The sequence below is a fragment of the Geomesophilobacter sediminis genome, assembly GCF_016458275.1.
GTDB lineage: Bacteria > Desulfobacterota > Desulfuromonadia > Geobacterales > Geobacteraceae > Geomesophilobacter > Geomesophilobacter sediminis.
Map to the genome: position 1 here is coordinate 15,427 of NZ_JAEMHM010000005.1, position 24,207 is coordinate 39,633.

The 24,207-nt window shown below is 59.8% G+C and carries 26 protein-coding genes and 1 tRNA gene; 10 read left to right on the forward strand and 17 right to left on the reverse strand.

The window, feature by feature from the left end; translation table 11 throughout:
* Positions 1-106: 106 nt before the first annotated feature.
* Positions 107-2,032 (forward strand): DUF927 domain-containing protein, encoded by a 1,926-nt coding sequence (locus JFN93_RS06745; protein ID WP_199383250.1) that lies wholly within the window; start codon positions 107-109, stop codon positions 2,030-2,032.
* Between the two features lie 183 nt (positions 2,033-2,215).
* Here JFN93_RS06745 and JFN93_RS06750 read toward each other — a convergent pair whose 3' ends face one another.
* The 8 genes from JFN93_RS06750 to JFN93_RS06785 form a co-directional block, all read right to left on the reverse strand.
* A complete protein-coding gene (locus JFN93_RS06750) occupies positions 2,216-2,713 on the reverse strand; it encodes a helix-turn-helix domain-containing protein (protein ID WP_199383251.1) in 498 nt (165 codons plus the stop codon).
* Positions 2,714-3,198: 485 nt separating this feature from the next.
* Positions 3,199-4,497, reverse strand: a complete 1,299-nt coding sequence (locus tag JFN93_RS06755) for a tyrosine-type recombinase/integrase (protein WP_199383252.1) — start codon at positions 4,495-4,497, stop codon at positions 3,199-3,201.
* Between the two features lie 135 nt (positions 4,498-4,632).
* A tRNA-Met gene (locus tag JFN93_RS06760) sits at positions 4,633-4,709 on the reverse strand.
* 235 nt (positions 4,710-4,944) lie between these two features.
* Entirely contained in the window at positions 4,945-5,448 is a 504-nt protein-coding gene (locus JFN93_RS06765; RefSeq protein WP_199383253.1) for a chemotaxis protein CheX, read from the reverse strand.
* A 77-nt stretch (positions 5,449-5,525) separates the two neighbouring features.
* The gene (locus tag JFN93_RS06770) at positions 5,526-5,915 is read right to left on the reverse strand and encodes a response regulator (protein ID WP_199383254.1); all 390 of its coding nucleotides are present in this window, start codon (positions 5,913-5,915) and stop codon (positions 5,526-5,528) included.
* A gap of 73 nt (positions 5,916-5,988) precedes the next feature.
* On the reverse strand, positions 5,989-6,195 hold the full coding sequence (locus tag JFN93_RS06775) for an Os1348 family NHLP clan protein (RefSeq protein ID WP_199383255.1): 207 nt from the start codon (positions 6,193-6,195) through the stop codon (positions 5,989-5,991).
* Positions 6,196-6,576: 381 nt separating this feature from the next.
* Positions 6,577-7,950 (reverse strand): sigma-54-dependent transcriptional regulator, encoded by a 1,374-nt coding sequence (locus tag JFN93_RS06780; protein ID WP_199383256.1) that lies wholly within the window; start codon positions 7,948-7,950, stop codon positions 6,577-6,579.
* A 408-nt stretch (positions 7,951-8,358) separates the two neighbouring features.
* Positions 8,359-9,180 carry a hypothetical protein gene (locus tag JFN93_RS06785; protein WP_199383257.1) on the reverse strand — a complete coding sequence of 274 codons (822 nt, stop codon included), beginning with the start codon at positions 9,178-9,180 and terminating at the stop codon, positions 8,359-8,361.
* Between the two features lie 478 nt (positions 9,181-9,658).
* Between JFN93_RS06785 and JFN93_RS06790 the strand changes: the two genes are divergently transcribed.
* Both JFN93_RS06790 and JFN93_RS06795 read left to right on the forward strand, forming a co-directional pair.
* On the forward strand, positions 9,659-10,495 hold the full coding sequence (locus tag JFN93_RS06790) for a sulfite exporter TauE/SafE family protein (protein ID WP_199383258.1): 837 nt from the start codon (positions 9,659-9,661) through the stop codon (positions 10,493-10,495).
* Positions 10,486-10,800, forward strand: a complete 315-nt coding sequence (locus tag JFN93_RS06795) for a DUF1634 domain-containing protein (RefSeq protein ID WP_328753639.1) — start codon at positions 10,486-10,488, stop codon at positions 10,798-10,800. The genes JFN93_RS06790 and JFN93_RS06795 overlap by 10 nt, the downstream gene beginning before the upstream one ends.
* A 108-nt stretch (positions 10,801-10,908) precedes the next feature.
* On the opposite strand, the gene JFN93_RS06800 is transcribed toward JFN93_RS06795, so the two are convergent.
* Both JFN93_RS06800 and JFN93_RS06805 read right to left on the reverse strand, forming a co-directional pair.
* A complete protein-coding gene (locus JFN93_RS06800; protein WP_236021567.1) occupies positions 10,909-11,772 on the reverse strand; it encodes an HhH-GPD family protein in 864 nt (287 codons plus the stop codon).
* Between the two features lie 302 nt (positions 11,773-12,074).
* On the reverse strand, positions 12,075-12,512 hold the full coding sequence (locus JFN93_RS06805; protein WP_199383259.1) for a DMT family transporter: 438 nt from the start codon (positions 12,510-12,512) through the stop codon (positions 12,075-12,077).
* A 190-nt stretch (positions 12,513-12,702) separates the two neighbouring features.
* Here JFN93_RS06805 and JFN93_RS06810 point away from each other — a divergent pair, with 190 nt between their 5' ends.
* Positions 12,703-13,395 (forward strand): carbonic anhydrase, encoded by a 693-nt coding sequence (locus JFN93_RS06810; RefSeq protein WP_199383260.1) that lies wholly within the window; start codon positions 12,703-12,705, stop codon positions 13,393-13,395.
* 78 nt (positions 13,396-13,473) lie between these two features.
* On the opposite strand, the gene JFN93_RS06815 is transcribed toward JFN93_RS06810, so the two are convergent.
* Positions 13,474-14,010 (reverse strand): nitroreductase family protein, encoded by a 537-nt coding sequence (locus JFN93_RS06815; protein WP_199383261.1) that lies wholly within the window; start codon positions 14,008-14,010, stop codon positions 13,474-13,476.
* 202 nt (positions 14,011-14,212) lie between these two features.
* Positions 14,213-14,662, reverse strand: coding sequence for a hypothetical protein (locus JFN93_RS06820; RefSeq protein ID WP_199383262.1), 450 nt, complete (start codon positions 14,660-14,662; stop codon positions 14,213-14,215).
* A 530-nt stretch (positions 14,663-15,192) separates the two neighbouring features.
* Here JFN93_RS06820 and JFN93_RS06825 point away from each other — a divergent pair.
* The gene (locus JFN93_RS06825; protein ID WP_199383263.1) at positions 15,193-15,519 is read left to right on the forward strand and encodes a hypothetical protein; all 327 of its coding nucleotides are present in this window, start codon (positions 15,193-15,195) and stop codon (positions 15,517-15,519) included.
* Positions 15,520-15,526: 7 nt separating this feature from the next.
* Positions 15,527-16,054 (forward strand): YMGG-like glycine zipper-containing protein, encoded by a 528-nt coding sequence (locus JFN93_RS06830; RefSeq protein WP_199383264.1) that lies wholly within the window; start codon positions 15,527-15,529, stop codon positions 16,052-16,054.
* A 60-nt stretch (positions 16,055-16,114) separates the two neighbouring features.
* On the opposite strand, the gene JFN93_RS06835 is transcribed toward JFN93_RS06830, so the two are convergent.
* Positions 16,115-17,293: a methyl-accepting chemotaxis protein gene (locus JFN93_RS06835; protein WP_199383265.1), complete on the reverse strand. Its 1,179-nt coding sequence runs from the start codon at positions 17,291-17,293 to the stop codon at positions 16,115-16,117.
* A 419-nt stretch (positions 17,294-17,712) separates the two neighbouring features.
* On the opposite strand from JFN93_RS06835, the gene JFN93_RS06840 reads away from it, so the two are divergent.
* The 4 genes from JFN93_RS06840 to JFN93_RS06855 all read left to right on the forward strand — a co-directional run bounded on the left by JFN93_RS06840 (position 17,713) and on the right by JFN93_RS06855 (position 20,597).
* Positions 17,713-19,395, forward strand: coding sequence for an HD domain-containing phosphohydrolase (locus tag JFN93_RS06840; protein WP_199383266.1), 1,683 nt, complete (start codon positions 17,713-17,715; stop codon positions 19,393-19,395).
* A gap of 210 nt (positions 19,396-19,605) precedes the next feature.
* Positions 19,606-19,830 carry a hypothetical protein gene (locus tag JFN93_RS06845; RefSeq protein ID WP_199383267.1) on the forward strand — a complete coding sequence of 75 codons (225 nt, stop codon included), beginning with the start codon at positions 19,606-19,608 and terminating at the stop codon, positions 19,828-19,830.
* 114 nt (positions 19,831-19,944) lie between these two features.
* Positions 19,945-20,124, forward strand: coding sequence for an SAP domain-containing protein (locus tag JFN93_RS06850; RefSeq protein ID WP_199383268.1), 180 nt, complete (start codon positions 19,945-19,947; stop codon positions 20,122-20,124).
* Positions 20,125-20,387: 263 nt separating this feature from the next.
* A complete protein-coding gene (locus JFN93_RS06855; RefSeq protein WP_199383269.1) occupies positions 20,388-20,597 on the forward strand; it encodes a GSU3473 family protein in 210 nt (69 codons plus the stop codon).
* A 125-nt stretch (positions 20,598-20,722) separates the two neighbouring features.
* On the opposite strand, the gene JFN93_RS06860 is transcribed toward JFN93_RS06855, so the two are convergent.
* The 4 genes from JFN93_RS06860 to JFN93_RS06875 form a co-directional block, all read right to left on the reverse strand.
* On the reverse strand, positions 20,723-21,037 hold the full coding sequence (locus JFN93_RS06860; protein ID WP_199383270.1) for a hypothetical protein: 315 nt from the start codon (positions 21,035-21,037) through the stop codon (positions 20,723-20,725).
* Positions 21,038-21,087: 50 nt separating this feature from the next.
* Entirely contained in the window at positions 21,088-22,698 is a 1,611-nt protein-coding gene (locus JFN93_RS06865) for an HD domain-containing phosphohydrolase (protein ID WP_199383271.1), read from the reverse strand.
* A gap of 279 nt (positions 22,699-22,977) precedes the next feature.
* Positions 22,978-23,340, reverse strand: a complete 363-nt coding sequence (locus tag JFN93_RS06870) for a DnaJ family domain-containing protein (RefSeq protein WP_199383272.1) — start codon at positions 23,338-23,340, stop codon at positions 22,978-22,980.
* 28 nt (positions 23,341-23,368) lie between these two features.
* Positions 23,369-23,899 carry a shikimate kinase gene (locus tag JFN93_RS06875; RefSeq protein WP_199383273.1) on the reverse strand — a complete coding sequence of 177 codons (531 nt, stop codon included), beginning with the start codon at positions 23,897-23,899 and terminating at the stop codon, positions 23,369-23,371.
* Positions 23,900-24,207 lie beyond the last annotated feature (308 nt).

Below are 24,207 nucleotides of genomic sequence, written 5' to 3' on the forward strand. Positions count from 1 at the left end.
GGCCGTTGGCACGGGTCCTGCCTTTGTCAAAATTGGCAGAGCGGTCCGGTACCGACCAGAAGACATAACACTTTGGATTGACACGAAATTTCTAGGAGGCAGGTAGATGGGAAAAATTCTCGAAATGCTGAACTCATTCGGTTCGGCGACACAGCAGCGATTCGTCAACATGGCCAGTGGCGTCTTCTTTATTCCACAGGCCAGCAAAAAAGGTGAGACGCCGGACCCGATCTGGCTGAGCTCGCCGCTGGAAATTGTTGCGTTTACCCGCGACACCGCGCAAGAAAATTGGGGAAGACTCCTTTCTTTCCACGACCCCGATGGACACCGCCACCAACTCAGCATCCCGATGGCAATGCTGAGCGGTGGCGGAGAGGAGTGCTTACGGCTACTTCTATCCGGCGGCCTAACGATCACCACCAATGCACCACACCGGAAACTGCTAATAAGCTACATTCAGGAGTACCACCCGAAAAGCCGTACCATGGCACGGTGCACCGATCGAATTGGATGGCACCAGTCTGGCACCTACGTGCTTCCCGAGCAGTCTTTCGGATCTTCCGATGAGCTGATCATTTATCAATCTCCCCATGGCAGCACTCATGCCTTTGAGCAAAAGGGGGAACTAGCCGACTGGCAGCGAACTGTCGGTGGGTTGTGCATCGGCAATTCCAGGCTGGCGTTTGCAGTATCAGCAGCATTTGCCGGGCCGCTGCTCTCGCTAATCGGCGCTGAGTCTGGTGGGTTCAACTTTTGTGGCGGCAGCAGTTCCGGAAAAACAACGGCTCTTCAAGTTGCAATCAGTATATGCGGCGGCCCCAAATACATGCAAAGGTGGCGGGGAACGGTGAATGGCCTGGAAGCAACCGCCGCGCTGCATAATGATGGTTTTTTGGCTCTCGACGAACTTGCCCAGGTTGATCCGCGTGTTGCCGGTGAAGTCGTCTACATGATAGCAAACGAGTCCGGCAAGGCTCGGGCCACCAAGACGTGCGGAGCCAAACAAAAAGCAACCTGGCGATTGATTTTTCTGTCAGCCGGTGAGATTTCGCTGTCGACACATATGGCTTCTGCGGGAAAGGAATCAATGGCCGGGCAGGAAACAAGACTTGCCGACGTACCTGCTGACGCCGGTAAAGGCTTCGGAATTTTCGAAAACCTCCACGGGATCGAGCACCCGAGCAAGTTTGCCGATGTGCTTAAACAAGGTTCGGCTACGCACTATGGCACCCCGTTGGTGGCCTGGCTAGAGAAACTAACCCAAATCAGCCAACAGGCGGTCGCGAGCAACGTGAAGGCCAAGCAAAAAGAGTTTCTTTCAGCACTTGCCATTGAAGGTGCTGGAGGGCAGGTTTACAGGGTCGCAGAACGATTCGCTATCGTTGCCGCAGCAGGAGAGGTTGCCACAGGATTCGGCATAACAGGATGGGAGCCGGGTGAGGCATTCCGATCGGCGACTTCTTGTTTTCGTGCGTGGTTAGATGGCCGTGGTGGGACCGACCAAAGCGAGTACGACAAGATGAAGCTAAGACTCCGCCATTTCCTTGAGCAACACGGTGATAGCCGTTTTACTACGATTGACGATGACCGCCCAGTTCCAAACCGCGCCGGATTTCGCAGTCGCGACGCCAAGAGCGGGCTGTACGAGTATTACATCCTTACCGGATGCTGGAAAAAAGACGTATGCGCTGGCTTCGATTCGAAAGCAATGGCGCGGTACTTAGCGGAATGCGGATTTCTTAAACTCAGCTCCAAGGGCGAGGCTTACGTCACGAAACGGTTTCCCGGCTTGCCGTCGACAAAGTGTTATCACGTTCTTCCCAGCCTCTTCGATGATAGTGAGCCGGCTTCAGAGCCCAGCGAGAGCGCGTCGATTATCGACAATGCCGTCATTGACCAAGTATTCCAGACAACGCCAGTGAACCTGGCGTCGACCTCGTCTGAAACACAAGCATTATTCCTTTCCGAAAACGTTGGTAAAACTAGTAACAAAAGTAACGTCGTTTACAATGATGATGATTTGCCCTTCTAGACTGTATTTCCAGTTACTGGCGGCAAGTAAACTGAGGTAACAGGCAAGTAACGCAGTTACAAAACGCAACTGCGTTACTTGCACCAAGGCGAAGGAAGTAACTCATAACCGTTTAATATCATTAACCAAAAGAAAGTTGTTACATTTTAACTTCAGTTACAAAAATCATATACACTAAATGGTTCAACTTAATAGCTCTTCAACGTATTCTTCGGATTCATCAGCAGAATTTTCACGTACAAACTGCTTTATCTGCTTAAGTAATTTCCCTTCAGCCACCGGCGTAATAGATTTTTCTTTAATAATTTCTTTAACAAGCAGCATAAACTGAATCTTTTGCTGCGGTGTGCACTTCATAAAAGTGTGCAGTAATCCAACTGCCAAGTCAGTTTCTTTTTCGCCAGCACAGTAAAACCCGCTTGCGAGGTCCTTTAATACTGCAGCCTGTGGCCCCTCCTCCCGCGTATCAAGGAACAAATCATCTGCGCTCGCTCCGAGCGTATCGAACAGAACATTAACTTGCCCGTCTGGTACCGCTTTATCCCCAGTTTCAATTCGCGTAACGAAAGCCTGCGACACGCCCAAAGCCTCTGCCAGCTGTTTCTGGGTCCACCCCTTTTCAACACGAAGCCTCGCCAATCTTCGACCGATCGCTTTTCTAACCTCAATGCCGTACCCCATTATCCCCACCTCCATTAAGTCCCAGGTTTTTTTGGGACCCCTATTGCTTAATTTTCGGATCGGTTATATGGTATACCCATATTGGTTATTTTACAAGGAGATTTAAGCATGCCCAAAAACGTAAGACCACCGAGACCACCATCAACTTCAGGCCCCCGACGAGAAAGACCCCATCAGCCAGCGCAACTATCGAACGCTGGGGAAACCAGCTCTAGCTACATCAGCCCGACTAATCTCGCAAAACGGTGGGATACCTCGAGGTCGTCGGTTGATCGCATTGCAAAGCAGGAACGCTTCCAGCGATTCCTGCCTGGTGACGGGAAAAACGGATCGGTTCGGTTCCTGGTAAAGGAGGTGATTGCCTATGAGCAACGCCGGCTAGTTTAGCCGGCAACCACAATCAAATCACAACACCCCGCGTAAAAACAAAAACTGCCCCGGGAGATCGCAAGTCCCACCGGGGCAGTTTTATTTTCAAAACGTATCTATCGGTTCACCACCAGACGTAGAGCCGGCCTGGTCCGAATAACCTTCCCCGGCGATCCGACCGGCGAGGAGTCGGGATGATTCGCTGGCGCTGTCGGCTGGTTTGGCTCAACCTCGCAGGAGCTGGAATTGGCGGCAACAACGCCAGGAGGATTCGTGAAATCGGCATACTTATCCGTCATCTCTTCGACCAGTGCGGCGTAATGTTTCCGGCATACGTCCGGCGAATTGCCCATCCACTCCGCGACGATGTACAGGCTCACGCCGCGCGACGCCAGCATCGTGCCGAAAGTATGGCGGAAGTCAAGACAGCTCCAGATCGGCATCGGAGCCTGTCCTTCCTCCGCCTGCTTGCGGGCCGCCTCCTGGTTAGCATCACGCAGCATCGTCGAAAAATTGTCGCGATCCCAGCGCTGCCCCGTAGGAGTGGCGAACAACCAACGATCCTCGGAATCCTTTGGCAGCAACCTTTCCAGATACGGCAGCAAGGTGGGGCTAACAGGGACATACCGGTCCTTTTTGTTTTTCGGCCTCCAGTACACCCCGTCAACGATCTTCGCCCGCACCAAAATCCTGAAGCTCTCGCCGCACTTCACTATGTCGCATGTCCTGAGCCATAACAACTCCTCGCGGCGCAAACCGGCATAAATCAGGATAGCCACCATCGCCTGCAGCACAGGAAGCTTTGCGAGTGCTTCAAGCTGCTGCCGAATCTCCTTCATGCTCAAGTAGCTGATGGGTACCGGCTTCACTTCGCGAACGGCGACGGCATCAACGGGGTTGATGCCACCGGGGAAGCGCTTGCCCTTTTGGGAGATCGCCCAATTGACGAAACGAAGGAGCATCTCGCGATAGTTATTCACCGTTTTCGGGGAAAGAGCACGTTCTTCGACCAGATCGTCAAGAAAATCGGTGACCTTGCAGGTGGTGATGTCTTCGAGGTATTTGACCCTGATCCCAAGACCATCATCCGGCAGAGCGTCCGTATCTGCATCATCGACAGGGCCTCCCAGGTCCGCACAGGCAGGACCGAAGATTATCCGAAGACGAGAGAGATCCTTGGTATAGTTCTCCGATCGCGAAACGCCCCGAAGGTACTTGCAAAAGCCGCTGAGGACGTCCTGAAGGGGGGTCTTGGTCGGAAACGGGCTCAGTCCATCCAGCTTATCCAGTTCGTACTTCTTCAGCTTGGCCTCGGCGATCCTCTGGTCACCAGTACCGGTTTTGATCCACTTCTCCTTGCGGTCGATGTAATCCTTGATGTAGTACTTGTTGCCCTTCTTTCTGAGACATGCCATTTTCCGCTCCTTTCAGTGAGCGGCAGGTCCCATATGTCGCATGTTTTTCGAGCCGCCAGGGGAAGAATCAGGGGAAAATCGGCCCCAAGAACGCGAAAAGGGACTTGCCGGTAAGTGCAAGTCCCTGAAATCGTTTGGTTGCGGGGATAGGATTTGAACCTATGACCTTCGGGTTATGAGCCCGACGAGCTACCAGACTGCTCCACCCCGCGACAACGAACCCCCCTTTCTAGCATGACCAATTCGTTGTGTCAACAAATTATCGTGGCGTGTGTGGCGGGGGAGCAACCGAACGCCCTGAGGTGTCTCATTCTCAGCCATCCAGAGATAACCTCATGAGCAAGTCCTGCCGTTTAGTTAAGAGTAAGGAATCTCCCTCACCCCAGCCCTCTCCCGGAGGGAGAGGGGGATGGGACGCAGCAGGTCGCGGGCTTTTACCTGCCATAATCACACTTCCAGGGCCAGGGCCACCATGAACCAGTCGTCATCGTCGGTGGCAAAGAGCATGGTCGTCACTTCGGGCTTGCGGGTCACGTGGACGGCGTAGCGCTTGCCGTCCATGACCGACGGTGTCGTTATCCGCAGGTCGCCGCTTTCCATCAGGTGCTGTTTGAACGAACCGGCGATGATGTTCGCAATCTCCCCGAGTGCGTCTTCGATGTCGTCGTGCTCGTCCCGAATCATCGCATCGAGCATCCGCTCGGTCATCATCCGCGCCATCCGCTTCGAGACGTGAATGCTGGTCATGCCGTTGTACTCTCCGGTCAACCCTACCATCCCGCTGATACAGTCACTGAAGTGACTCATCGGGTCCGCCGCAAGCGGCACGTAGAGAAGGTCTTCCATTCCGACCACCGTGGTGAAGACGTGTTTCACGTCCCGGATCATCTTCTTCTCCAGGGCGTCCTGGCTCATGTTCAGTTTTGCAAGCATCCGGTTCGAGAATGCCATGGCTGACTCCTTTATCTATTTACCAAGTGCCTCGACTCGAGTCCCCACACCCAAACCCAGTCGTTTTATCGTTCTCACTAAGCAAGCCCGGCCTGGGTGAGCACTCCCTGCAGCGCGGCCCGATCGTAGGGCTTGCACAAAAGATAGTCCCCACCGGCATCGAAGAGCCTGTTGACGTCCCCCTCGGTAAAGCGGCCGGCAGTGACCAGTACCACCGTGCTCCGCGTCTGCCTTCCCCCCCGCTGCTCCAACGCCCGAAGGGTACTCAGGGCCTCGAATCCGGACATGCCGGCCATGCAGATGTCGAGACAGATGAGGTCGTAGGGGGCGTCGGCCTCGAGGGCGTCGTGAACGAGCGAGATGGCTTCGAGGCCGCTGCCGGCTTGATCGCAGTATCCATAGCGGCTGAGATGAAGCGCCATCAGTTGCCGCCCCAACGCTTCATCATCAACGATCAGAATCTTCAATGCACCCCTCCAAGAGATCATAAAATATCCTTTCCCGGCCGTCTTACCGGCCGTCGGGATCCGGCTCCGGCAACTAACCGCGCCTGAGCGCGCCATCGATCCCTTCGGCCAAATTGGCGAATTCGGCGAAGTTCAATCCCTTCAGGCACTCCATTTCATCCTGGGACATCAGCAGCCCTTCGCGGCTGCAGGCGTACTCCAGGGAAGCCTCGGCGAGGCGTCGGAATTTGTGGTCCGTGACGATCCGGCCCAGAAAATTTTCCACGGCGTTTTGTGACATGGTGTTCTCCTTGCCTGATGTCCTCGATCGGGACATCGTATTCCGTGTAGTGGAGGTGATGCCGGATATATATCAGGAAGGATGCCAAGGACGACTTTTCCGTGAAAACGGCAGGTTAGAAAATGGGAGAGGATTGGCGGATGTCCCAAATCGGGACGATGTGCCCGGACAGGGGACATTAGGGGAGGCAATGCACAATGGACAATGGACCATTGACAACGAAAAGCTGAAAGGAGGTAATCCAGGCAGCGTCCGCAGGGGAGTATGAACCAGGTTGGAAGGAGTTTTGGGGGAGAGGCTGACCGGGCCGCCGCCGGTTGGGGGAGACGGCGGCGGGCGGGTCGGCGACGGCACCGGTAAAGCGAGCTTTTGGAGCGGCCGCTACCGGTAGAACATCTTGCGGTTCACCTTGAGGAGCTCGGCCGCTTTGGATTTGTTGCCGCCGCAGCGTTGCAGGGTAAGCTCGAGCACCTTGTCGACGAAGGCGTCCAGGGAGAGGTTCTCCAGCGGCAGGCGCACGACGAATTCACCGTCTCCCGCGGCCGGGGCGGCGGCTGATGTCCCGGCGCTGCCCACCGCGCCTGCCGAGGGAAGACGCAGATGTTCCGGACGGATCAACTCGTCGGAAACGAGGATGGCGGCATATTCCAGGACGTTGCGCAGCTCACGGATGTTGCCGGGCCAGTCGTAGGCGACCAGGAGGTCCATCGCCTTGCGGGAGATCCCGGGCAGCCCCTTCCCCTGGTGCTGCCGGAACAGGTCGAGGAAGAATTCGACCAGAAGCGGGATGTCCTCGCGGCGCTCGCGCAGCGGCGGGATGTTCAGCGGGAATACGTTGACCCGGTGGAAGAGGTCCTCGCGGAAGCTCCCCTGCCGCACCAGTTCGGTGAGGTTTCTATGGGTGGCGACGATGACCCGGAAATCGGCGGGAATCGGCTTGTTGGAACCGATCTTCTCGAAGGAGCGCTCCTCGAGGACGCGCAGCAGCTTCGCCTGCAGGGAAAGCGGCATGTCGCCGATCTCGTCCAAAAGGACGGTACCGCCGCGGGCGACGGAGAATTTTCCCTCACGCTCGCGCTCGGCACCGGTGAAGGCGCCGCGGACGTGTCCGAAAAGCTCGCTTTCCAGAAGCGCCTCGGGGATGGCGGCGCAGTTCACCGCTACGAAATTGCCGGGAAGCCCCCCGGAGCTGAAATGGATCGCCCGCGCCAGGACTTCCTTGCCGCTGCCGCTCTCTCCGGTGAGACTTGCGGTGGTGCGGGGCGAGGAACCGAGCCGCGCGGCGAGCTCCAGTACCTGCCGCATCGCGGGGGATTCGGTGGCGATGTTCTGGAAGCTGAACTTTTCCCGGAAGTGTTCCCGCAGCTGGGCGTTTTCGCCGGCCAGCCGGCCGAACTCGAGGGCGCGCAACAGGGTCGCCTGCAGAATCTTGGGATCGAAGGGCTTCTCGAAGTAGTCGAGCGCCCCCTCTTTCATGGCGGTTACGGCGCTTTCCACGCTCCCCTGCGCGGTGACCACGATGAACGGAAGGGAGGGGTGCAGCTCGTGGACCGCATGCAGCAACTGCAGGCCGTCCATCTCCGGCATAGTCAGGTCCGAAATGATCAGGTCCGGCCGGCGCTGCCCCAGCCGCGCCAGGGCTTCCTTGCCGTCACGGGCGGTGATGACCTCGTGCCCCTGCCGGACAAGGTGGCTCTCCAAAAGAGAAAGGGAAATGAGTTCGTCATCGACTACCATTATGCAGGATTGTGTCATAGCGGATCTCCCCTCTCATATCAAGACAGCTAACGCACCAGTGACACTGCGAGGGCGACTGTTTGGGTGCCAGGATAGGGTCAGACAGGATGGTTATTGAGAATCGTATCGGCTGGAAATAACCAAAACTAAAGACCAAAATCCGCAGTCAATAAGCTACAACCAGCACATTAGTGGCAACACAATCAAGGTTTATCGCTTTTACCAATTGCAAAAGAGGGCCGGAACCTTATTCGGGATGCATACGTCCACTAATTGACAGTAAGCTTCCATGAGGCGGGGTGAGGAGGTGGCTAATCAGAGGGCGTTTGGCGCTTTGGTCCGGGCACTGGTCAGGCATCGACGAAAAAAACGGCCGCACCCCGGTAGGGAGATGCGGCCGCTTTTGATCAGGCGCTGAAGAACCTGTTACGGGAAGTTGATGTCGAGCTGGGTGGTGAAGGTATTGTTGCCGGCGAGGGTCTTGTACAGGTAAACGTCATAGCCGAAGATCACGGAGACGTTCTTGGCGAAGTTCCAGGAGACACCGAAGTTGACGGAGCTGTCGACGTTCTTGCCCCCCTGGTAGTCAACAGCAGCCCAAAGCTTGTCGGAGATCTCGGTCATGGAGCGGTCCCAGGAAGCGAGCAGGCCATGGTTTTCCGCGTCGCGGGAACCGTCGGACTTCACCGGGCCCAGCAGAGCCTTTTCACTGCCGCCGTAGTAACCGACCGAGAAGCGGCCCAGGGAGGGAACGCTGCCGAAAGCGGGAAGGGTCTTGGCAACCAGGCCGTACAGGATGTTCTGGCCGGCGGTGATTCCCGGGGCGATCGCTTGGGGCTGCGAAGGTGCGAGGTTGTATCCACCGATGGCGATCGCCGGGGAGTTCTTGAAGAGGGAATCTTCCGGGGTGCCGAGCTTGATGTTGCCGCTCCACGGGTGGTTGTCGTTGGGCTCGGTCCCGCTCACCAGGTAGTCGAAGCCGATTTCGCCTTTGAGTTTTTCGAAGGGGAGGAAGCCCGCGACGGGGCCGATATCGTAAACGTTGGCATCGCGGACGGACGGATTGCCGGTCGCTCTGCCGACGCCGGAGGCGCGGAAGTAGTTGTCGATGCCGAGGTGGAAGGTCTTGAAATCCTGCACGTCGGTGGAAGGAATCCAAATCTGGGTGGACGGGGTCGCCATGGCGACACCGGCAGCTGCAATACTCAGCACCATTGCCTGAATGAGAATCTTCGCAAATTTCTTCATTACATACTCCTTTGTAGTGGATTTGACTTTAACAGCGTCGTTTCTAAACAGCGTCGTTTGACAGCAAACTATTGATGCCAGAGATCCCCCTTTCTCACATTAAATAACGCCCTTTCTAAGGGAACGCTAACAATTGACAATGCCAAGCCTTTTACTGACAGCTATAATACCAAGGCTTTTGCTCATAGCTTAAAAAAGCCATTTGCGATTCATTAGCAGAAGCCATGCCACCGACTCAAAAGGGTTACGAGTGTGTGAAAAGAAAGGGAAAATACGCCATCGGGCAGGAACTACGAAGCTGAGGCGAGCCTTAAAAACCGGCAACAAGCCTATTATTTGTGCAAGCAATGAGGAATGGTCGACGGGACGGGTCCTGCGAAAACGGCACGGTCTGCTTTTCATTTGCCAGCGGAAACCGGTCAGGTTAAAGTGGGGCGTTCGCCGTTTGGACCACGCATCGGAGCAGGGGTTTTACGCAGTGGCTTTGACATTCATCGAGATTTTCATCATGGGGATCGGCGCAGGGATCGTCGGATCGATCCTGGGCCTGGGCGGAGGGATCATCATCGTCCCCGCGCTCACCATCATCTTCGGCCTCCCCATCAAAAACGCGGTCGCCGTTTCGACGGTGTCGATCATCGCCACCTCGACCGGGGCCGCGGTCGCCTACCTGAGAGACCGGATCACCAACACGCGGGTCGCCATCTGGCTCGAAATGGGAACCTCGGCTGGGGCGTTGAGCGGAGCCCTGGTCGCCGGGATCATGAACCAGCGCGTCCTGTACATCTTGTTCGGCTCGCTGCTCGCCTACTCCGGCTATGGGATGTTCAAGAGCCGCAACCTGGAGAAGCCGGCGTCGCTACAGCCGGACCGTCTGGCGGAAAAGCTGCGCCTGGGAGGGTCCTACTACGACAAGGCACTGGGACACCAGGTGGAGTACCAGGTGCATCGAACCTTCACCGGGCTGGTCCTGATGTATTTTTCCGGGATTGCCGCGGGGCTCCTCGGTATCGGCGCCGGCATCTTCAAGGTGCCCGCCATGGATCAGGTGATGGGGATGCCGTTCAAGGCCTCGACCGCCACCTCCAACTTCATGATCGGCGTCACCGCCGCATCCGGGGCGGTCGTTTACTTCGCGCGCGGCGACGTGAAGCCCCTGGTGGCAGGACCGGTCGTACTCGGGGTGCTGCTCGGGGCGATCGTCGGGGCGAAGTTCATGGTGCGGATGAAACCGGCCAAGATCCGGGTCATGTTCATCCCGCTCATCGCCTACACGGCGCTGGAAATGATCTACCGGGGGGTGAAGTGGTGGTAAACGAGGCGAAACCGAGGCGCAAGGCCGACCTCACCGATATCGAACTGGTGCTGGCGCTGTTTCTCAGGGTGGGGTCGATCGTGGCTGCGGCGCTGATGGGGCTTGGGCTCGTGGACCTGGTAATCGGCGAGGCCCAGATCGCCCCCAAGGTGATAACGGCGGGGATCCTGGTGCTGATGTCGACCCCGGTGATGCGGGTCGTGGTGGCAGCGGTGATTTTCGTCAAGGAGGGCGACTGGCGCTTCGCCCTGTTCTCCCTGGTGGTCCTGATCGCGGTGGCGATTGGGGCAATCGTGGGGCAATGAAACAATGAACCTTATACGGGTTCAGAAGTCCATCACTATTTGCATGAGTACTCACCTACGCGGAGACCAGGGCACTTCAGCTTTTACTGACTGCTCTTTGCTCTTCGTTCATTGAATGAAGTACCTCCCCAGCTCCCTCCGAATAAATCCTTCCTGTTCCAATGCTTGCAGGTTTTCGTGCAGGCGCTCGGTCTTGCCCCGCAGCAGTTCTTCCAATTCGGCCTCGCTTACTCCGGGTTGGGCCAGCACAGCCTTCAGGATCATGCTCCGCCGCTCGCGGTTGGAGCCGCGAAACGGTGCCTGCCGCACGTGATGGACGCTCTTGCGGTTCGGATTGCCGTGGGTTCTCTTCAGCATCGCACCGTAATCCATCAGGGCGTAATACCATTCCCTCGGGTTCGCCGCGTCCAGGGTCTGCGCCACCAACGGCATGATTTCACTGTCCTTCACCCCGGCGCGGTCCTGGAAATAGTGGTGGATATAAACCGACCGGATGTTGGTCTCGATGAAGGGGGTGGCAATGCCGAAAGCAAAAGCCGCGACGGCGCGGGCGGTGTAGGGACCAATCCCGGGCAGCGCCTCCATTTCCTCAACCGAGACCGGGAGGGTGCCGCCGTGACGCTGTACGACCGCCTTCGCGCAGTTGTGAAGCGCAACCGCCCGGCGGTTGTAACCTAGTCCTTGCCAAAGCGCGAGGACATCGGCCAGCGCCGCATTCCCCAGCGCGGCGAAGTCGGGGAATGCCTGCAGGAAAGCGACGTACTTGTCCCGCACCCGGTCGACCTGGGTCTGCTGCAGCATGATCTCCGAAACGAGAATGGCGTAGGGGTCGTAGGTCTCGCGCCAGGGAAGGGAGCGGGCGTGGGTTCGGTAGTAGTCGTAGACCAGGGAAGGCAATTGACAATGGACAATGGACAATTGACAACGGGAAGCGGTTTTCAGTTCCTCGGTACCTGCGGTATCTTTTTTCAAGTTCAACCTCGTTGCCTTTCTTTTGATGCATTCCAGCCCGACGTTGCCGAACTGCCGGTCAACACCGGTAGGAGCGACATTCCTGTCGCGATCAGCTTTCGTCAATCGCGCTCGGAAGGGCGCTCCCACCGGATCAGGCCCCACTCCCCCGAAGGAGACCGGTCCCCTATGGAGCACCGGGCAATCGCGGCAGGAATGCCGCTCCTACAGGGGTGCCCCCCCGATTGCAGATAACTGCCGGAGTCCCTGGAGCGCCGTCCGGCAACATGAGTTTTTCGTTGTCCATTGTCAATTGTCCATTGTCAATTGCCTTTGATCAGCGCCGCCCCCGCCAGAAGCAGCAGCGCCCCGATCACCCGCTTCGCGTCGACCGGCACAACCCGCATCCCGAAGGCGCCGACCTGGTCGAGGGCGATGCCGGTGATCAACTGCGCCGCGATCACCGCGGACATAGCCGCCGCGGTCCCGATCCGCGGCACGACCACGATCGTCGCGGTGACAAAGGTCGCCCCGAGCAGTCCCCCGGTCCATTCCCACCAGGTCGCATCCACGAGACCGCGGAAACTCCCCTTCCCGGTCAGCAGCACGAGCACCAACAGGGCCAGGGTCCCTACGGCAAACGAGATGCAGGAACTTTCCAGCACGCCGACCCGCTGGGCCAGGCGCGCGTTGATCGACGGCTGAACGGCAATGGTGATTCCGGCGCAAAACATCGTCAGAAAGAAAAATAGATTGGTCATTTTGGGAAGCCTCACTGTACTAACCGGGCCCGGAGCAGGCATCACTTCGGCATCCTTCTGCATTGGCAACGAAATGCGTTTTTGTTTTTACAAGCAATAATGAGTTCTGTATAATAGCGCCCTTTGATGGCCAACAGCTGCATCGGCTATTTGGGGAGCTATCCCACTACCATAACCCAAGGAGGATCAGATGAAGAAGAGTTTCCTGAGCAGGATTGCGGCAAGCGCGGTCGTTTTGGCAGCAACCGTGGGACTGGCCATCGCCTCGTCCGGCGGGGCCGGCATGAGCGCCGACGAGGCGCTGCAGAAACTTCTGGACGGCAACAAACGCTATGTCGAGAACAAGCTCGGCGCCTGCGCGGCGACCGACACCGCCGCCCGGGAAAAGCTCGCCAAGACCCAGCACCCTTATGCCATCATCCTCTCCTGCTCCGATTCCCGCGTCCCGCCCGAGCTCATCTTCGACAAATCGCTCGGTGAGATCTTCGTGGTCCGCGTCGCCGGCAACGTCAGCGATCCGGTCATCATCGGCAGCATCGAGTACGCCGCCGAGCACCTCGGCTCGCCGCTCATCATGGTCCTGGGCCACGAGCGCTGCGGCGCGGTAACCGCCGCCGTCGACAACTACGGCAAGGTCGTCGAAGGAAACATCGGCGCCATCGTGAGGGAGCTCCAGCCCGCGGTGAAAAAGGCGAAGGCGATGCGCCGCAACGCGGACAAGGCCGACCTCGTTGAGGAGTGCGTCACCATCAACGCCAAGCAGGTGGCCCAGAAGCTGACCAAGCGTTCCAAGGTGCTGGCCGAACTGGTCAAGGAAGGCAAGCTCAAGATCGTCTCCGCCAAGTACGACCTGGATGACGGCAAGGTCGAACTCATCAAATAGACAGGTTTCCTACGGGAACATATAAAAAGGGGGTGCTGGCTGAGCCGGCACCCCTTTTTTTTGCGGGTCTCGCCGACGTTATTCCTGCCAGGGGTCGGAAAAGCGGTTCCGTTTCACCTTGTGGTAATCCAGTTCGCTGGCCGGAACCGGCTCCCGTGCGATCGAGGGGTGGCCGATGGCGATGATGCACTCGACCTGCACCGGCTCGGGGATGCCGAGCAGATCGCGGATGTAGTTGTCCGCGGTGGAGTTTTCGTCGTGACGGCGTTGCCGGATCTGAATCCAGCAGCTTCCCAGACCGAGCGACTGGGCCACCGTCTGGACCAGGATCGCCGCAATGGAGCAGTCCTCGGTCCAGACGTCGGAAACCCGCGGGTCGCCGCAGATGACGATCCCCAGGGGCGCACGGCGCAGAAACGACGAGCCGTGCTCCTTGGATTCCGAGAGTTTCCCCAGAAGGTCCCGGTCCTCCACGACGATGAAGCTCCACGGCTTGAGATTGCGCGAGGTCGGAGCCCTGAGCAGCGCCTCGACCAGGGTCCGGACCATCTCCGGCTCAATGGAATCGGTAGTGTAACTGCGGATACTTCGCCGCTTGCGCAACAGTTCGATCATCTTCAGATGCTCCTTTTCTGGTAATTCCTTCCGTCCTTCACCCTTCAAACGAGGCACCCCTTTCCGGTCAGCGCCCGGCTTACGCGTCGCAGCCCCCATCGCCACTGCGCCCCTTCGTCCCGGAAGGGAAACAGGACCTCGTCCGCAGGCGGCTAGTAATAGCAAAACCGGCGCCGATGATCAAGTGCAGCGACCGTCCCGGTCAGGGGCGTTGGCAGCAGCGCTTGACGCAGCCGTCCCCCTCCAGCGTGACGCAGCAGATCATGTCAACCGCGCTGCAGTTGAATTCATCGTTGGCGGTGCAGGCGCATTCGGCCGGTTTGGACCGGGTCGGTGCGGGAGGCGGCTCGTTGCAGGTCAGGTCGAGCCCCTCCCAGGTGCCGTTGCTGCAACGAAACTGGAATCCGGACTGGCACGCGAGCGCACCGTCGGAAAAGTTGGTGCCGCCGTAAACGCAGTCTGAGACAGCGTGCGCCGCTGGAACCGGAAGCAGCGTCAGCCAAAGGACCGCCGCAAGAAGCGCCCCCCTAGCCCGCATGCGGGGGTGACCGGCTTCGGAGCGGACCGTGCGCAGGCGCCTTTGCCCCCTCCCCTCTTTCCCGCCGTGCCGCATCTCATCTTGCCGCAGGACCACCGGACTCTTGATCGTCATAGGGTCACCCTCCATCGGATTGTGGGTTTGGCAACAAAAACCACATGATTCTAGCGGTGGCCCGAGGGAATGCAATCGACGCATGAGGGATGCCCTGCTGTTGGGAACGAAGCTGGAGCTTCCCAGACGAAGTACGTTCCCAAGGTGGACCTTGGGAACGAGCAAGGTGGGGTGTCACTGGTGCCCAGGCTTGGGGACTTCCTCGCGCCTCAAGCTCCAAAACTCCTCGTGGCCAAGCTCCAAAACTCCCCGCGCCCAGGCTCCTGCTTGGGCATGCCGCCGGCGGGCCCGGCTCCCGCTTGCTAACCGGTGCCGGCAGGCGCGGCACAATCTCAGAAAAAGCTTATGAACTTGAAAGGTTAGCGAAGCAAAAGTTCAACTATTCTTCCACAATTGGTCCGCAATTTACGGATACCCTGATGATGAGGGACCTGAGCCTCAAAGCAGCGAGGTTCTGCTTGACGCCCCTTCCCATAAGGGCGGAATATAGGTATGAAGGCCGAAGTAATAGGCAAGTTGGGGGCACCGAGATGAAAAAGACGAGACACATCCTGTTCGCGGTTTTGGCGCTGCTTCTGGTCGGGGCGCTCCCGGCGTACGCCCGCGGCGGAGCCCACGTCGGGATCTGGTTCGGGCCGGTCTGGGGACCGTTCTATCCCTACCCGTATTACTACGCCCCGCCTCCGGTCATCGTGCACGAGGAGCCTCAGCCACCGATCTTCATCGAGCCGCCTCAGGCCGAAGAGCAGCACTACTGGTACTATTGCACCAACCCCAAGGGGTACTACCCCTACGTCAAGGAGTGCCCGGACGGCTGGACCACGGTCTCGCCGCGGCCTCCGGAAAGGAAGGAGTGACTGACTTATGATGCGGATCATTCCGGCATTTCTGCTGGTCATGCTGGTCGCCGGCTGCGAGACGCTCCCCACGGGACCAAGCGTGCTGGTGCTGCCGAGCCGGGGCAAACCGTTCGACCAGTTCCAGCGTGAGGACGCGGCCTGCCGCCAGTGGGCGGGCGAGCGGCTGGGTAACTCGCCGCAGCAGGCTGCGGATCAAAACGTAGCCCGCGGGGCGGTCACCGGTACCGCGGTCGGGGCCGGGATCGGGGCACTTTTGGGAGCCGCCAGCGGTCATCCCGGCGCCGGGGCGGCATTCGGTGCGGGTTCCGGTCTTCTGGTCGGAAGCGTCGCCGGAGCCGACTCCGGGCACTATTCCGGCCGCGAGGCCCAGCGCCGCTACGACAACACCTACCTCCAGTGCATGTATGCCTATGGAAACCAGATCCCCGGCACGATGCGCAGCCGGCGCCCGGTGCGGAGCGATTCCTACTACCCGCCCCCGCCCCCCGAATCGGACATGTACCCTCCCCCCAACGAACCACCACCTCGCTGACATAAAAAAAGGCCCCGGCGCGCAAGCTCCGGGGCCTTTTTTTTCAATTGATGCGCGCCGTCACACCGAGAAGCGTCCGGCCAGGTTCTTGAGCTCGTCGGCCGAGGAGGCGAGGTCGGAGGCGGCGTTGCCGGTGTTCTGGGCGCCGGAGGAGACGTTCTCGATCACCTCGTTGATGGAACGGATGTTGTGGCTCACCCCGGCGGTGGTGGCCGCCTGTTCCTCGACGGCGGTGGCTACCTGCGAGACGGCGTCGGTCAGCACCTCGATCTGGGTCCGGATCTCGGAGATGGCCTGGCTGGAGAGCTGGACGCCGCGTTCTCCGTTTTTCACGCTCTCGGAACTCTGCCCCATGGAGTCGATGACGTTTTTCACGTCCCCCTGGAGCACGCCGATGATGCGCTGGATCTCGCGGGTCGCCTTGGTGGTCCGCTCGGCGAGGCTGCGCACCTCGTCGGCTACGACCGCAAAGCCGCGCCCCTGCTCGCCGGCACGCGCCGCCTCGATGGCCGCATTGAGCGCCAGCAGATTGGTCTGGTCGGCGATGTCCTCGATGGTATCCACGATCTCGCCGATCTGCTCCGAGTTGTGCCCCAGCGACTGAACCGCAGAGGTGGTGTCGGTGACCATCTTGTCGATCTCCGCCATCATCTGGGACATCGCCGAAATGGTCCGTTCCCCTTCGACGGTGCTCCCCTTGGTTTCGGACGCCTTCTGCGCCATGACCTGGCAGTTGTGGGCGATATCGGCGCTGACCGAGGAGAGTTCCCCGACCGCCTGTACCGCGGAGCCGGTCTGTCCCACCGCCGCGCGGACCCCGGCGGCCATGGCGTCCGACGTCTGGCGCAGGGCGGAGGAAGCCTGGTTGAGCCCGGAGGAGGTCGATTGGATGCTCTGGATCATGGTCCGCATGCTCTGCTGCAGTTCCGCGATGGTCTTGATGATCAGGCTGATCTCGTTGTTGCGCTTGGCGGAGATGTTTTCGGTCAGATTCCCCTGCGCCATGGTCTGCAGGTACTTGATGACCCGGTCGATCGAACTGCCGATCCCCCAGATGTTGAGCATCCCGAAGAAGAGGCCGGCGCCGGTGAACACGGCGAGCGATCCCCACCGGATCAGCATCGAATTGGACTGCCCGAAAATGGACGAAAGGACCATGCAGACCGTGTAGCAGGCACACAAAAGGGCGATGCGCGCCTTGATGGAGAGGCGAAGGTAGAGATCCTGTAAAAAGTACATGCTGCGTATCCTCCTATTAAGGGGGGCGCGGTGCGCCTCGCACGATTTTGGACTGCTGTTTTACGGTCGGCGCCGAAGGCGAGATCGATTTCCAGCGGAGCCGAGACTTTACCGATACCTATCGACACTTTTACCAATAACTTCAGTGAAAATGTGACATTGGAAGAATTTTTTGGGCGAGGACAGTCAATAAAACGCCCAATGTCACAATTGGTCACACTATTGTCTCTATCTCACCAGCAGCAAACCTTCTACTTCAACCGGCGGCTCTGCCTCAAACGTGGTAACCTGGTCGCAACCGGCGACAGATCCTCCGGCACCGCCCCGCGATACATTAAATTTATCAAATCTTCCAATTCTAACTGTATAAGTTGCGGTTCTATGAGCTCTTTTTTTTGGGGTTGTGGTAGGATGAAGCCATGATTGCGAGCTACGGAGCATACCAGGAAGGTTTTGAGAAACTCACCGGGCTCACCGCCGAGGAAGAGGTGCTCAAGGGATTGAGTTCCTTGGTGAAAAAAACGGTGCGTGCCCAGTGGACGGTTGTCTATTTCCGCAACAAAGACCGGCAGGGCTTCGGCCCGGCCCGCACCAGCGGGCTGCCGTTGCGTTATCTCCATCTTTTCCAGCAGCTGCCCCTCCCCCCCGAAAAGATCCCCCTGATGAAGACCCTCTTGAAGCGCAAGAAGCACCTCTTATTCCAGGATCCGGCCGACCTCGAACTGATCCCCCCGAAGCTGGGGACGCTCCTGGCACGGCACATCCTGCTGGCGGTGCCGATGATGGTGCGCAACCAGGTCGCCGGGGTGGTCTTCGTGGCGCGCGCTGCCGGGGAGCCGGCCTTCAGCCACGAGGAGATCCAGCTGGTGCGCTCGATGGCGTCCCACGCCGGGCTGGTCACCAGCCATATCAGGCTCTTCGACGACACCCTCGAGATGGCCGAGGCGATGGCGCGGCACTCCGACGTCATCTCCACCCTGGACGAGATCAACAAGGCGATCTCCTCCTCGCTGAGCCGGGACAAGATCGTGGAGACCGCCGTGGACCGGATCGGCTGGATCATCCAGTGCGACTTCATGGCGGTGCTGGTGAAGGGACCGGAGGACCTGGTGGTACAGGTGGCGCGGTCGCGCGGCCTCAACGTTCCCGCCCCGTTCACGCCGGGAGGCCACATCACCGGGCGCAACCTCGCCCACGGGGCCTTTTCCGACGGTCAAAGCCGGCACCTGCCGCTGCTTTCCGGCTCGAAGAACCTGGGGGTAGCCGACCGGATCCTGCGGGAGGCGGGGCTGGAGTCGCTTCTCGCGGTACCTTTGACCAGCAAGGAAGATTCCAAGGGGGTCCTGCTCCTGGGCCGCACTCTGCCCGGGATGTTCAGCATGGAGGACACCTTCGCCATGGAAAAGGTGGCGGCGCAGATGGCGGTCGCCCTGGAGAACGCCCGGCTCTACGACGAGATGCGCGACCTTTTCATCGCCACCATCGCCACCCTCTCCAACGCCATGGACGCCAAGTCCCCCTGGACCAAGGGGCACTCGGAGCGGGTCATGCACCTGGGGGTCGGGATCGCCCGGGAGATGGGGCTGGACGAGGACCTGGTCGAGCGGGTGCGTTTGGGGGGCCTCCTGCATGATATCGGCAAGATCGGGGTGATCGAGAGCCTTTTGGACAAGCCGGAGCGGCTGAGCAGCGAAGAGGCGTCGCCGATGCGGCTGCATCCGGAAATGGGGGTCGAGATCCTGAGGCCGATCGAAAAGCTGAGCGCCGTCCTGCCAGGCATCCTGCACCACCACGAACGCTTCGATGGCGACGGCTATCCCGCCGGGCTGCGCGGCGAGGAGATCCCCCTGGAGGCGCGCATCATCACGGTCGCGGACTCTTTCGATGCCATCGTCTCCACCCGCCCCTACAAAAAGGCGGTGACCGCTACCGAGGCGCTCGAGGAACTGTTCCGGCACGCGGGCAAGCAGTTCGATCCGGTCGCCGTGCAGGCGCTGGCCCGCTACCTGCGCCGGGAAGGGAGGGGAGCGGAGCGCAAGGAGCGACCGGCCCTCTCGGTGGGGCAGTCGCCTCACCGCGCCCAAGCCGGACGACGCCTATAACAACGGCAGCATCGCGTCACCCAGCCCCATCAGGTCCCTCCCTGCTGGGGGGGACCTTCCACCCCGTGCCTTGAGGCGCCCGCCTCAACGGAGAAGCCACCTCCTTCCCCCCTGATCCGATTTTCACCATACCCACCGTTGACATATATAAATTAAAAGTCTATCATTCATCCGTCCATTAATGCTTATTGTCCTCATGAGGTTCTTACCATGGCCGGATGCGACCTAGCTTCTTCCTGCTGGTTTTTTCAGGAGCTCATGCCCGAACTCCCCGCCACTTCCCGCTACATCAAGAAACATTACTGTCTCAGGCATTACGGCGAATGCGTCCGTTACCAGCTGCACAAGCAGATGCAGCCTGAACCGCAGTCTCAGCCCGCGCTCGACCCGGCCATCACCGCACCGGTTTGCGAGCACCTCGCGCAATTCAATTGATTACGGTTCCTGTGTTTGTTATAACTAAAGCGCCCTTGTTTTTGCGCTGAAGGATCACCCATTGGCAGAGAAGGAATCGTTCCAGACAGACTATCAATTCAGGGGGTAACAAAGGTGAAGATCAACGAGATCAAGGAAATTGCGGAACGGCAGGGTTTAAAGGCGGGAAAGATGAACAAGACCGACCTGGTTCGGGCGATCCAGCGCTCCGAGAACAACAACGACTGTTTCAATACCGGCACGGCTGCGGTCTGCGGACAGAGCAACTGTCTCTGGATGGAAGACTGCAAGTAGCATCCTCTCCCGGGAGGGAGAGAGCGCACAAGCCACGGGGCGAGTAAGAACGAGAAAGGGGGATGCAGCGCATCCCCCTTTCTCGTTCTGGCTCGCCTGGCGGGAGTTTTGACCTGGTCAAAAAAAGTTCTTGTTAATCTTTTTCACTTCGATTATATTGTGCGCTCGCGAACGACCCGAGGAGACGAATTCCGCCTTTTTTCGCGCCCTTGGCGCCGAAAAAAGCCTGCCGCACGCGGCGGAGAGTGAAGGAGGATGCGACTATGGTAGTTCTGGTACGCTGCTTGGATGATACGATTGCCCTTGCCCTGGAATCGCGCCTGGATGATCTCAAGGAAGCAGGGCTGATTGCCGCCGTGCTGCGCGACGGCAGCTGGGTGGAAGTGGTACAGCGCCGCTGCACCTGCTCCGCTCCGATCCGCAGAAGGGAGAGAATCACCGCGACCGTTGCTTCCTGCTGCGCCCCCTTCTGATCCCGGCACCACGCTTTTCCCCAAAATGAAAGGCACCAGGCCCCGCTGCCCATGAAGAACAGCGGCTCGGCCAGGTGCCTTTTTCTCTTTCCCGCTTCCGGTCCTGCGGACCTGCCTCCCCCACCCTATCTATGCGGTACCACCTCCGGCGGGAAGGCCTCCTCGCTCGGCTTTTTCTCCTTGCCGCAGCGGTCGCAGCAATCCCGGCAGCCGTCCTTTTCCCCCTGCTTTTTTTCCGGCAGTTGCGGCTTGGGCTCGACCGTCTTCATGGCGGCCATGCATTTCTGACAGCAGTCGCAGGCAGGCTCCCGGGCCGGGCTCGTCGGCGCCGCCGCTTCCGGCAACGGCTCCGGTGTCTGTCCGCTGCGCCCCAGCGCCCCCGCCGGGCCGGCCAGCAGCACGACCACCACCGGCACCACTACCGCCACCATCTTCTTCATGATTTATCCTCCTGGGTGCGGCGCGCACCGGGACCCGAGAGCGCCGAGGTTCACGAGGCAGGTTCAGTCCGGCGCCGCGCCGGATCCCGCTGCGGCGGCAGGAGCGGCGGCGCGTCCGCCCCGTCCAGGTCGCGGGCCCGTTTCCCCTGGTGAAAGGAGACGTGGATGGCGTCGAACTCGCCGGACAGGTCGCGGAAAACCCCCAACAGCTTCGGATCGAAGTGCTCCGGCATGGTCCTGCCGTCCCCGTTGAGAATGATGCGGCAGGTGGTCTCGTGGTCGAAGGCATCCTTGTAGATGCGCCGGTTGCGCAGCGCGTCGTACTGGTCGGCGATGTTGAGGATCCTGCCGGCCAGGGGAATCTCCTCCCCTTTGAGGCCGTACGGGTAACCGGAGCCGTCGTAGCGCTCGTGGTGCGACAGCGCGATGCTCTTGGCCAGCGAAAACCTCACGTGGTCCCCGAGGATGCGGGCCCCGTAGAGGGTATGCTGCTTGATCACCTCGAACTCCTCCGGCTGGAGCTGCTCCGGCTTTTTCAGGATCTGGGACGGGATGTGGATCTTGCCGACGTCGTGCATCTGGGACTGGAGCCGGATCTGGGCGACGAAATCCTCCGACATCCCGATGCTGCGGGCCAAAAGGGCGCAGTACTCGCCGACCCGGGCCAGATGGTTGCCGGTGTCGTCGTCGTTGGCTTCGGCCGCGCGCGCCAGCGCGAAGACGGTGTAGGCGAAGGCCTCGTCGGTCTCCTTGATCTGCGCGGAGAGGGAGCGGAGGAAGAGACTCTGGGTGGCGATGCTCTTGAGGACCTCGCCGTCGTAGCCGGTAACGCGCCGGCCGTAGTTTACCGCGCAGACCGAGAAGCTGTCTCCGAGGTAGCAGACGAGATTGGCGGTGAAACGGGTGACCGGGGCGACGGCGACGTCGAGCTGGACCCGGTCGGCGGCGCTCATCTCGGACCGGTTGAACCAGGAGATGCCGGGGCGGCCGGCCAAAAGGGCGAATTCCGGTCCCAGGTCGCCCTCGAGCTCGGTGACATGAAGGCAGGTCCCGTGATGGTATTTGAGCCAGCGGTGGGCGCCGTTTTCCTCCTGGATCCCCACCAGGACGAACTGGGGGTTCTCGGTCCGCTCCGGGGCCGCGGCGATCAGTCCCGTCACCATCTTGCCCACCAGCTCCATGAAGTCGAAGCGGTGCGGGTCCAGGGAGGAGACGATCCCCTCGCCGCAGGTGATGAGGCTGGTGATGTTGCTGTAGGCGGCGGTGAGCTGGCTGTTCAGCTCCTTCACGTTCAAAAGCATCTGGATCCGGGCCAGGAGCTCGTTCATGTCGAAGGGGCGGGAGATGAAATCCTCCGCCCCCGACTCGATGCCCGCGATGCGGTACTCCTGATCGTCGTACGCGGTGATCAGGATTACCGGAATGGCGCGGAAATGCTCGTCCCCCTTGATCTTCTGGCATACCTGAAAGCCGTCCATCTCCGGCATCATGACGTCGAGCAGGACGATGTCGACCCGTTCCGACTGGATCGTCTCCATCGCCTCGGCTCCGCCGCGCGCCTGGACCGCTTCATAGCCGCGCGCCGCCAGCATGGTTTTCAGCAGCTCGAAGTTGCGGGGGTTGTCGTCTACACAGAGGATCCTGGCTTTCTCCTGGCTCATGGCGTGTCCTCTTCACCCGGGCTCCGCGGGGGTCCTGCCTGGTCCGGCGCCGGGGTGGCCTTGCCTGCCCTTGTGGAGTTCGGAACCTCCGAGTGGCGCCGGAATCAGACCGCATGCGCGTGGCCGCGCTGCCGCACCCCTCGGATTAAAAGCATGTAAGAATCTAGCATTGGTCCCCCCCGTGTCAACCGGGCGCGGCGGCGAAAGGCGCGAAAAAAGGGGACTCCCGGTTTTGGGAAGCCCCCTTGTCGCCAAGGACGGCGTCTGGCGTGATCGGCGTCAGAAACGTTCCAGCAATTTCTCCTGGTACTCCGGGAGCAGGTCGAGCGAAAGCGGGCGTTTGCGCATCATCTCCAGCTTCATGAGCTTGAAATTCAGCTCGCGCACCCGGCTGCGCCGCTCCTCACTCTCCTCCATCCCCAGAACCAGGCGGCGCAGCGAAGCGACCTCGTTTCCCAGCTCCACCTCGGGCGGGACGCAACCCGCGTTCTTCATGATCTTGTATGCCATCCGGAGCTCCTCCGGCACTGCGGAGAGATCCTCCTGCACCAGCGGTTTCCCCCGGCCCGGAAGGTTATCGAACGCCCCGTTCTCCATCGCTTCCTTTATTTTCCGCTCCGCAATCGCGGCCATGATGTCCATCGTTTTCTCCTTTGCCCCGACCGGCCCGCTAGAGCTCGGCCCGACTCCCGTCGCGGGCGAGCCCCGCACGGATCAGGGTGCAGACCTCATCGGCGCCCAGGCCGGTGCAGACGACCCTCAGGTCGGCATAGCGCCGGTAGAGCGGCAACCGTTCGGCATAAAGCTCGGCAATGGTCTGCCCGGGGCGGCGCACCAGTCCCCGGTGTTCTTCATCGTCGATGCGCCGGGTCAGGGTCTCCAGGTCCACGTCCAGAAATACCACTGCCGCACGTTGCCTCAGGTGGGTCATCCCCGCGTCGCTGTAGACGGCACTCCCACCGGTGGCGATGACGTGGTGCTCGCAGTCGAGTTCGAGCAGGGTCCGCTCCTCGAGGCGGCGCAGCTCCAAGTAGCCGTCGGCGTCGACGATCGACTGGAGTTCGCGCCCCTCCTGGACGGTGATCAGAAGATCGGTGTCCAGGTACTTCAGGGAGAGCTGTTCCGCCAGCTTGGGACCGACGGTGCTCTTCCCGGAGCCGGGCATTCCGATCAAAACGATGTTGCTGCGAGGTGCGGCCATAATTTTTCCGTCTCTTTGATCCCAAGGATACCGGCGCCGGAGCCTGGCAGTAAAACCGTCCCGTCCGGAGGAAGAAGGACCAGCGGCACGCGGCAACGCGCCTCCCTTTTCAACCCCGGGGCCAGGCACTATAGTAATGCATTCGCCATCCTCACGGCAACAGGTCAATAGCCGAAGCAGCCCTGACCAAAGGAGCGCGAAAGCAAGGGGACTCCGGCTCAAGGGGCGAACCGGCCGGTTTCAGGGATCGAGGTTCAAACCGATGAGCATCAATTTTCCGTAACACGTTACTCCCCCCCAAGGGGGTT

Excerpts from the sequence above, each read along its gene's own strand:
- JFN93_RS06745 (WP_199383250.1), top strand. The coding sequence starts at position 107 with ATGGGAAAAATTCTCGAAATGCTGAACTCATTCGGTTCGGCGACACAG.
- JFN93_RS06750 (WP_199383251.1), bottom strand. The coding sequence starts at position 2,713 with ATGGGGTACGGCATTGAGGTTAGAAAAGCGATCGGTCGAAGATTGGCG.
- JFN93_RS06755 (WP_199383252.1), bottom strand. The coding sequence starts at position 4,497 with ATGGCATGTCTCAGAAAGAAGGGCAACAAGTACTACATCAAGGATTAC.
- JFN93_RS06765 (WP_199383253.1), bottom strand. The coding sequence starts at position 5,448 with ATGGCATTCTCGAACCGGATGCTTGCAAAACTGAACATGAGCCAGGAC.
- JFN93_RS06775 (WP_199383255.1), bottom strand. The coding sequence starts at position 6,195 with ATGTCACAAAACGCCGTGGAAAATTTTCTGGGCCGGATCGTCACGGAC.
- JFN93_RS06780 (WP_199383256.1), bottom strand. The coding sequence starts at position 7,950 with ATGACACAATCCTGCATAATGGTAGTCGATGACGAACTCATTTCCCTT.
- JFN93_RS06785 (WP_199383257.1), bottom strand. The coding sequence starts at position 9,180 with ATGAAGAAATTTGCGAAGATTCTCATTCAGGCAATGGTGCTGAGTATT.
- JFN93_RS06805 (WP_199383259.1), bottom strand. The coding sequence starts at position 12,512 with ATGACCAATCTATTTTTCTTTCTGACGATGTTTTGCGCCGGAATCACC.
- JFN93_RS06810 (WP_199383260.1), top strand. The coding sequence starts at position 12,703 with ATGAAGAAGAGTTTCCTGAGCAGGATTGCGGCAAGCGCGGTCGTTTTG.
- JFN93_RS06815 (WP_199383261.1), bottom strand. The coding sequence starts at position 14,010 with ATGATCGAACTGTTGCGCAAGCGGCGAAGTATCCGCAGTTACACTACC.
- JFN93_RS06820 (WP_199383262.1), bottom strand. The coding sequence starts at position 14,662 with ATGACGATCAAGAGTCCGGTGGTCCTGCGGCAAGATGAGATGCGGCAC.
- JFN93_RS06825 (WP_199383263.1), top strand. The coding sequence starts at position 15,193 with ATGAAAAAGACGAGACACATCCTGTTCGCGGTTTTGGCGCTGCTTCTG.
- JFN93_RS06830 (WP_199383264.1), top strand. The coding sequence starts at position 15,527 with ATGATGCGGATCATTCCGGCATTTCTGCTGGTCATGCTGGTCGCCGGC.
- JFN93_RS06835 (WP_199383265.1), bottom strand. The coding sequence starts at position 17,293 with ATGTACTTTTTACAGGATCTCTACCTTCGCCTCTCCATCAAGGCGCGC.
- JFN93_RS06840 (WP_199383266.1), top strand. The coding sequence starts at position 17,713 with ATGATTGCGAGCTACGGAGCATACCAGGAAGGTTTTGAGAAACTCACC.
- JFN93_RS06845 (WP_199383267.1), top strand. The coding sequence starts at position 19,606 with ATGGCCGGATGCGACCTAGCTTCTTCCTGCTGGTTTTTTCAGGAGCTC.
- JFN93_RS06855 (WP_199383269.1), top strand. The coding sequence starts at position 20,388 with ATGGTAGTTCTGGTACGCTGCTTGGATGATACGATTGCCCTTGCCCTG.
- JFN93_RS06860 (WP_199383270.1), bottom strand. The coding sequence starts at position 21,037 with ATGAAGAAGATGGTGGCGGTAGTGGTGCCGGTGGTGGTCGTGCTGCTG.
- JFN93_RS06865 (WP_199383271.1), bottom strand. The coding sequence starts at position 22,698 with ATGAGCCAGGAGAAAGCCAGGATCCTCTGTGTAGACGACAACCCCCGC.
- JFN93_RS06870 (WP_199383272.1), bottom strand. The coding sequence starts at position 23,340 with ATGGACATCATGGCCGCGATTGCGGAGCGGAAAATAAAGGAAGCGATG.
- JFN93_RS06875 (WP_199383273.1), bottom strand. The coding sequence starts at position 23,899 with ATGGCCGCACCTCGCAGCAACATCGTTTTGATCGGAATGCCCGGCTCC.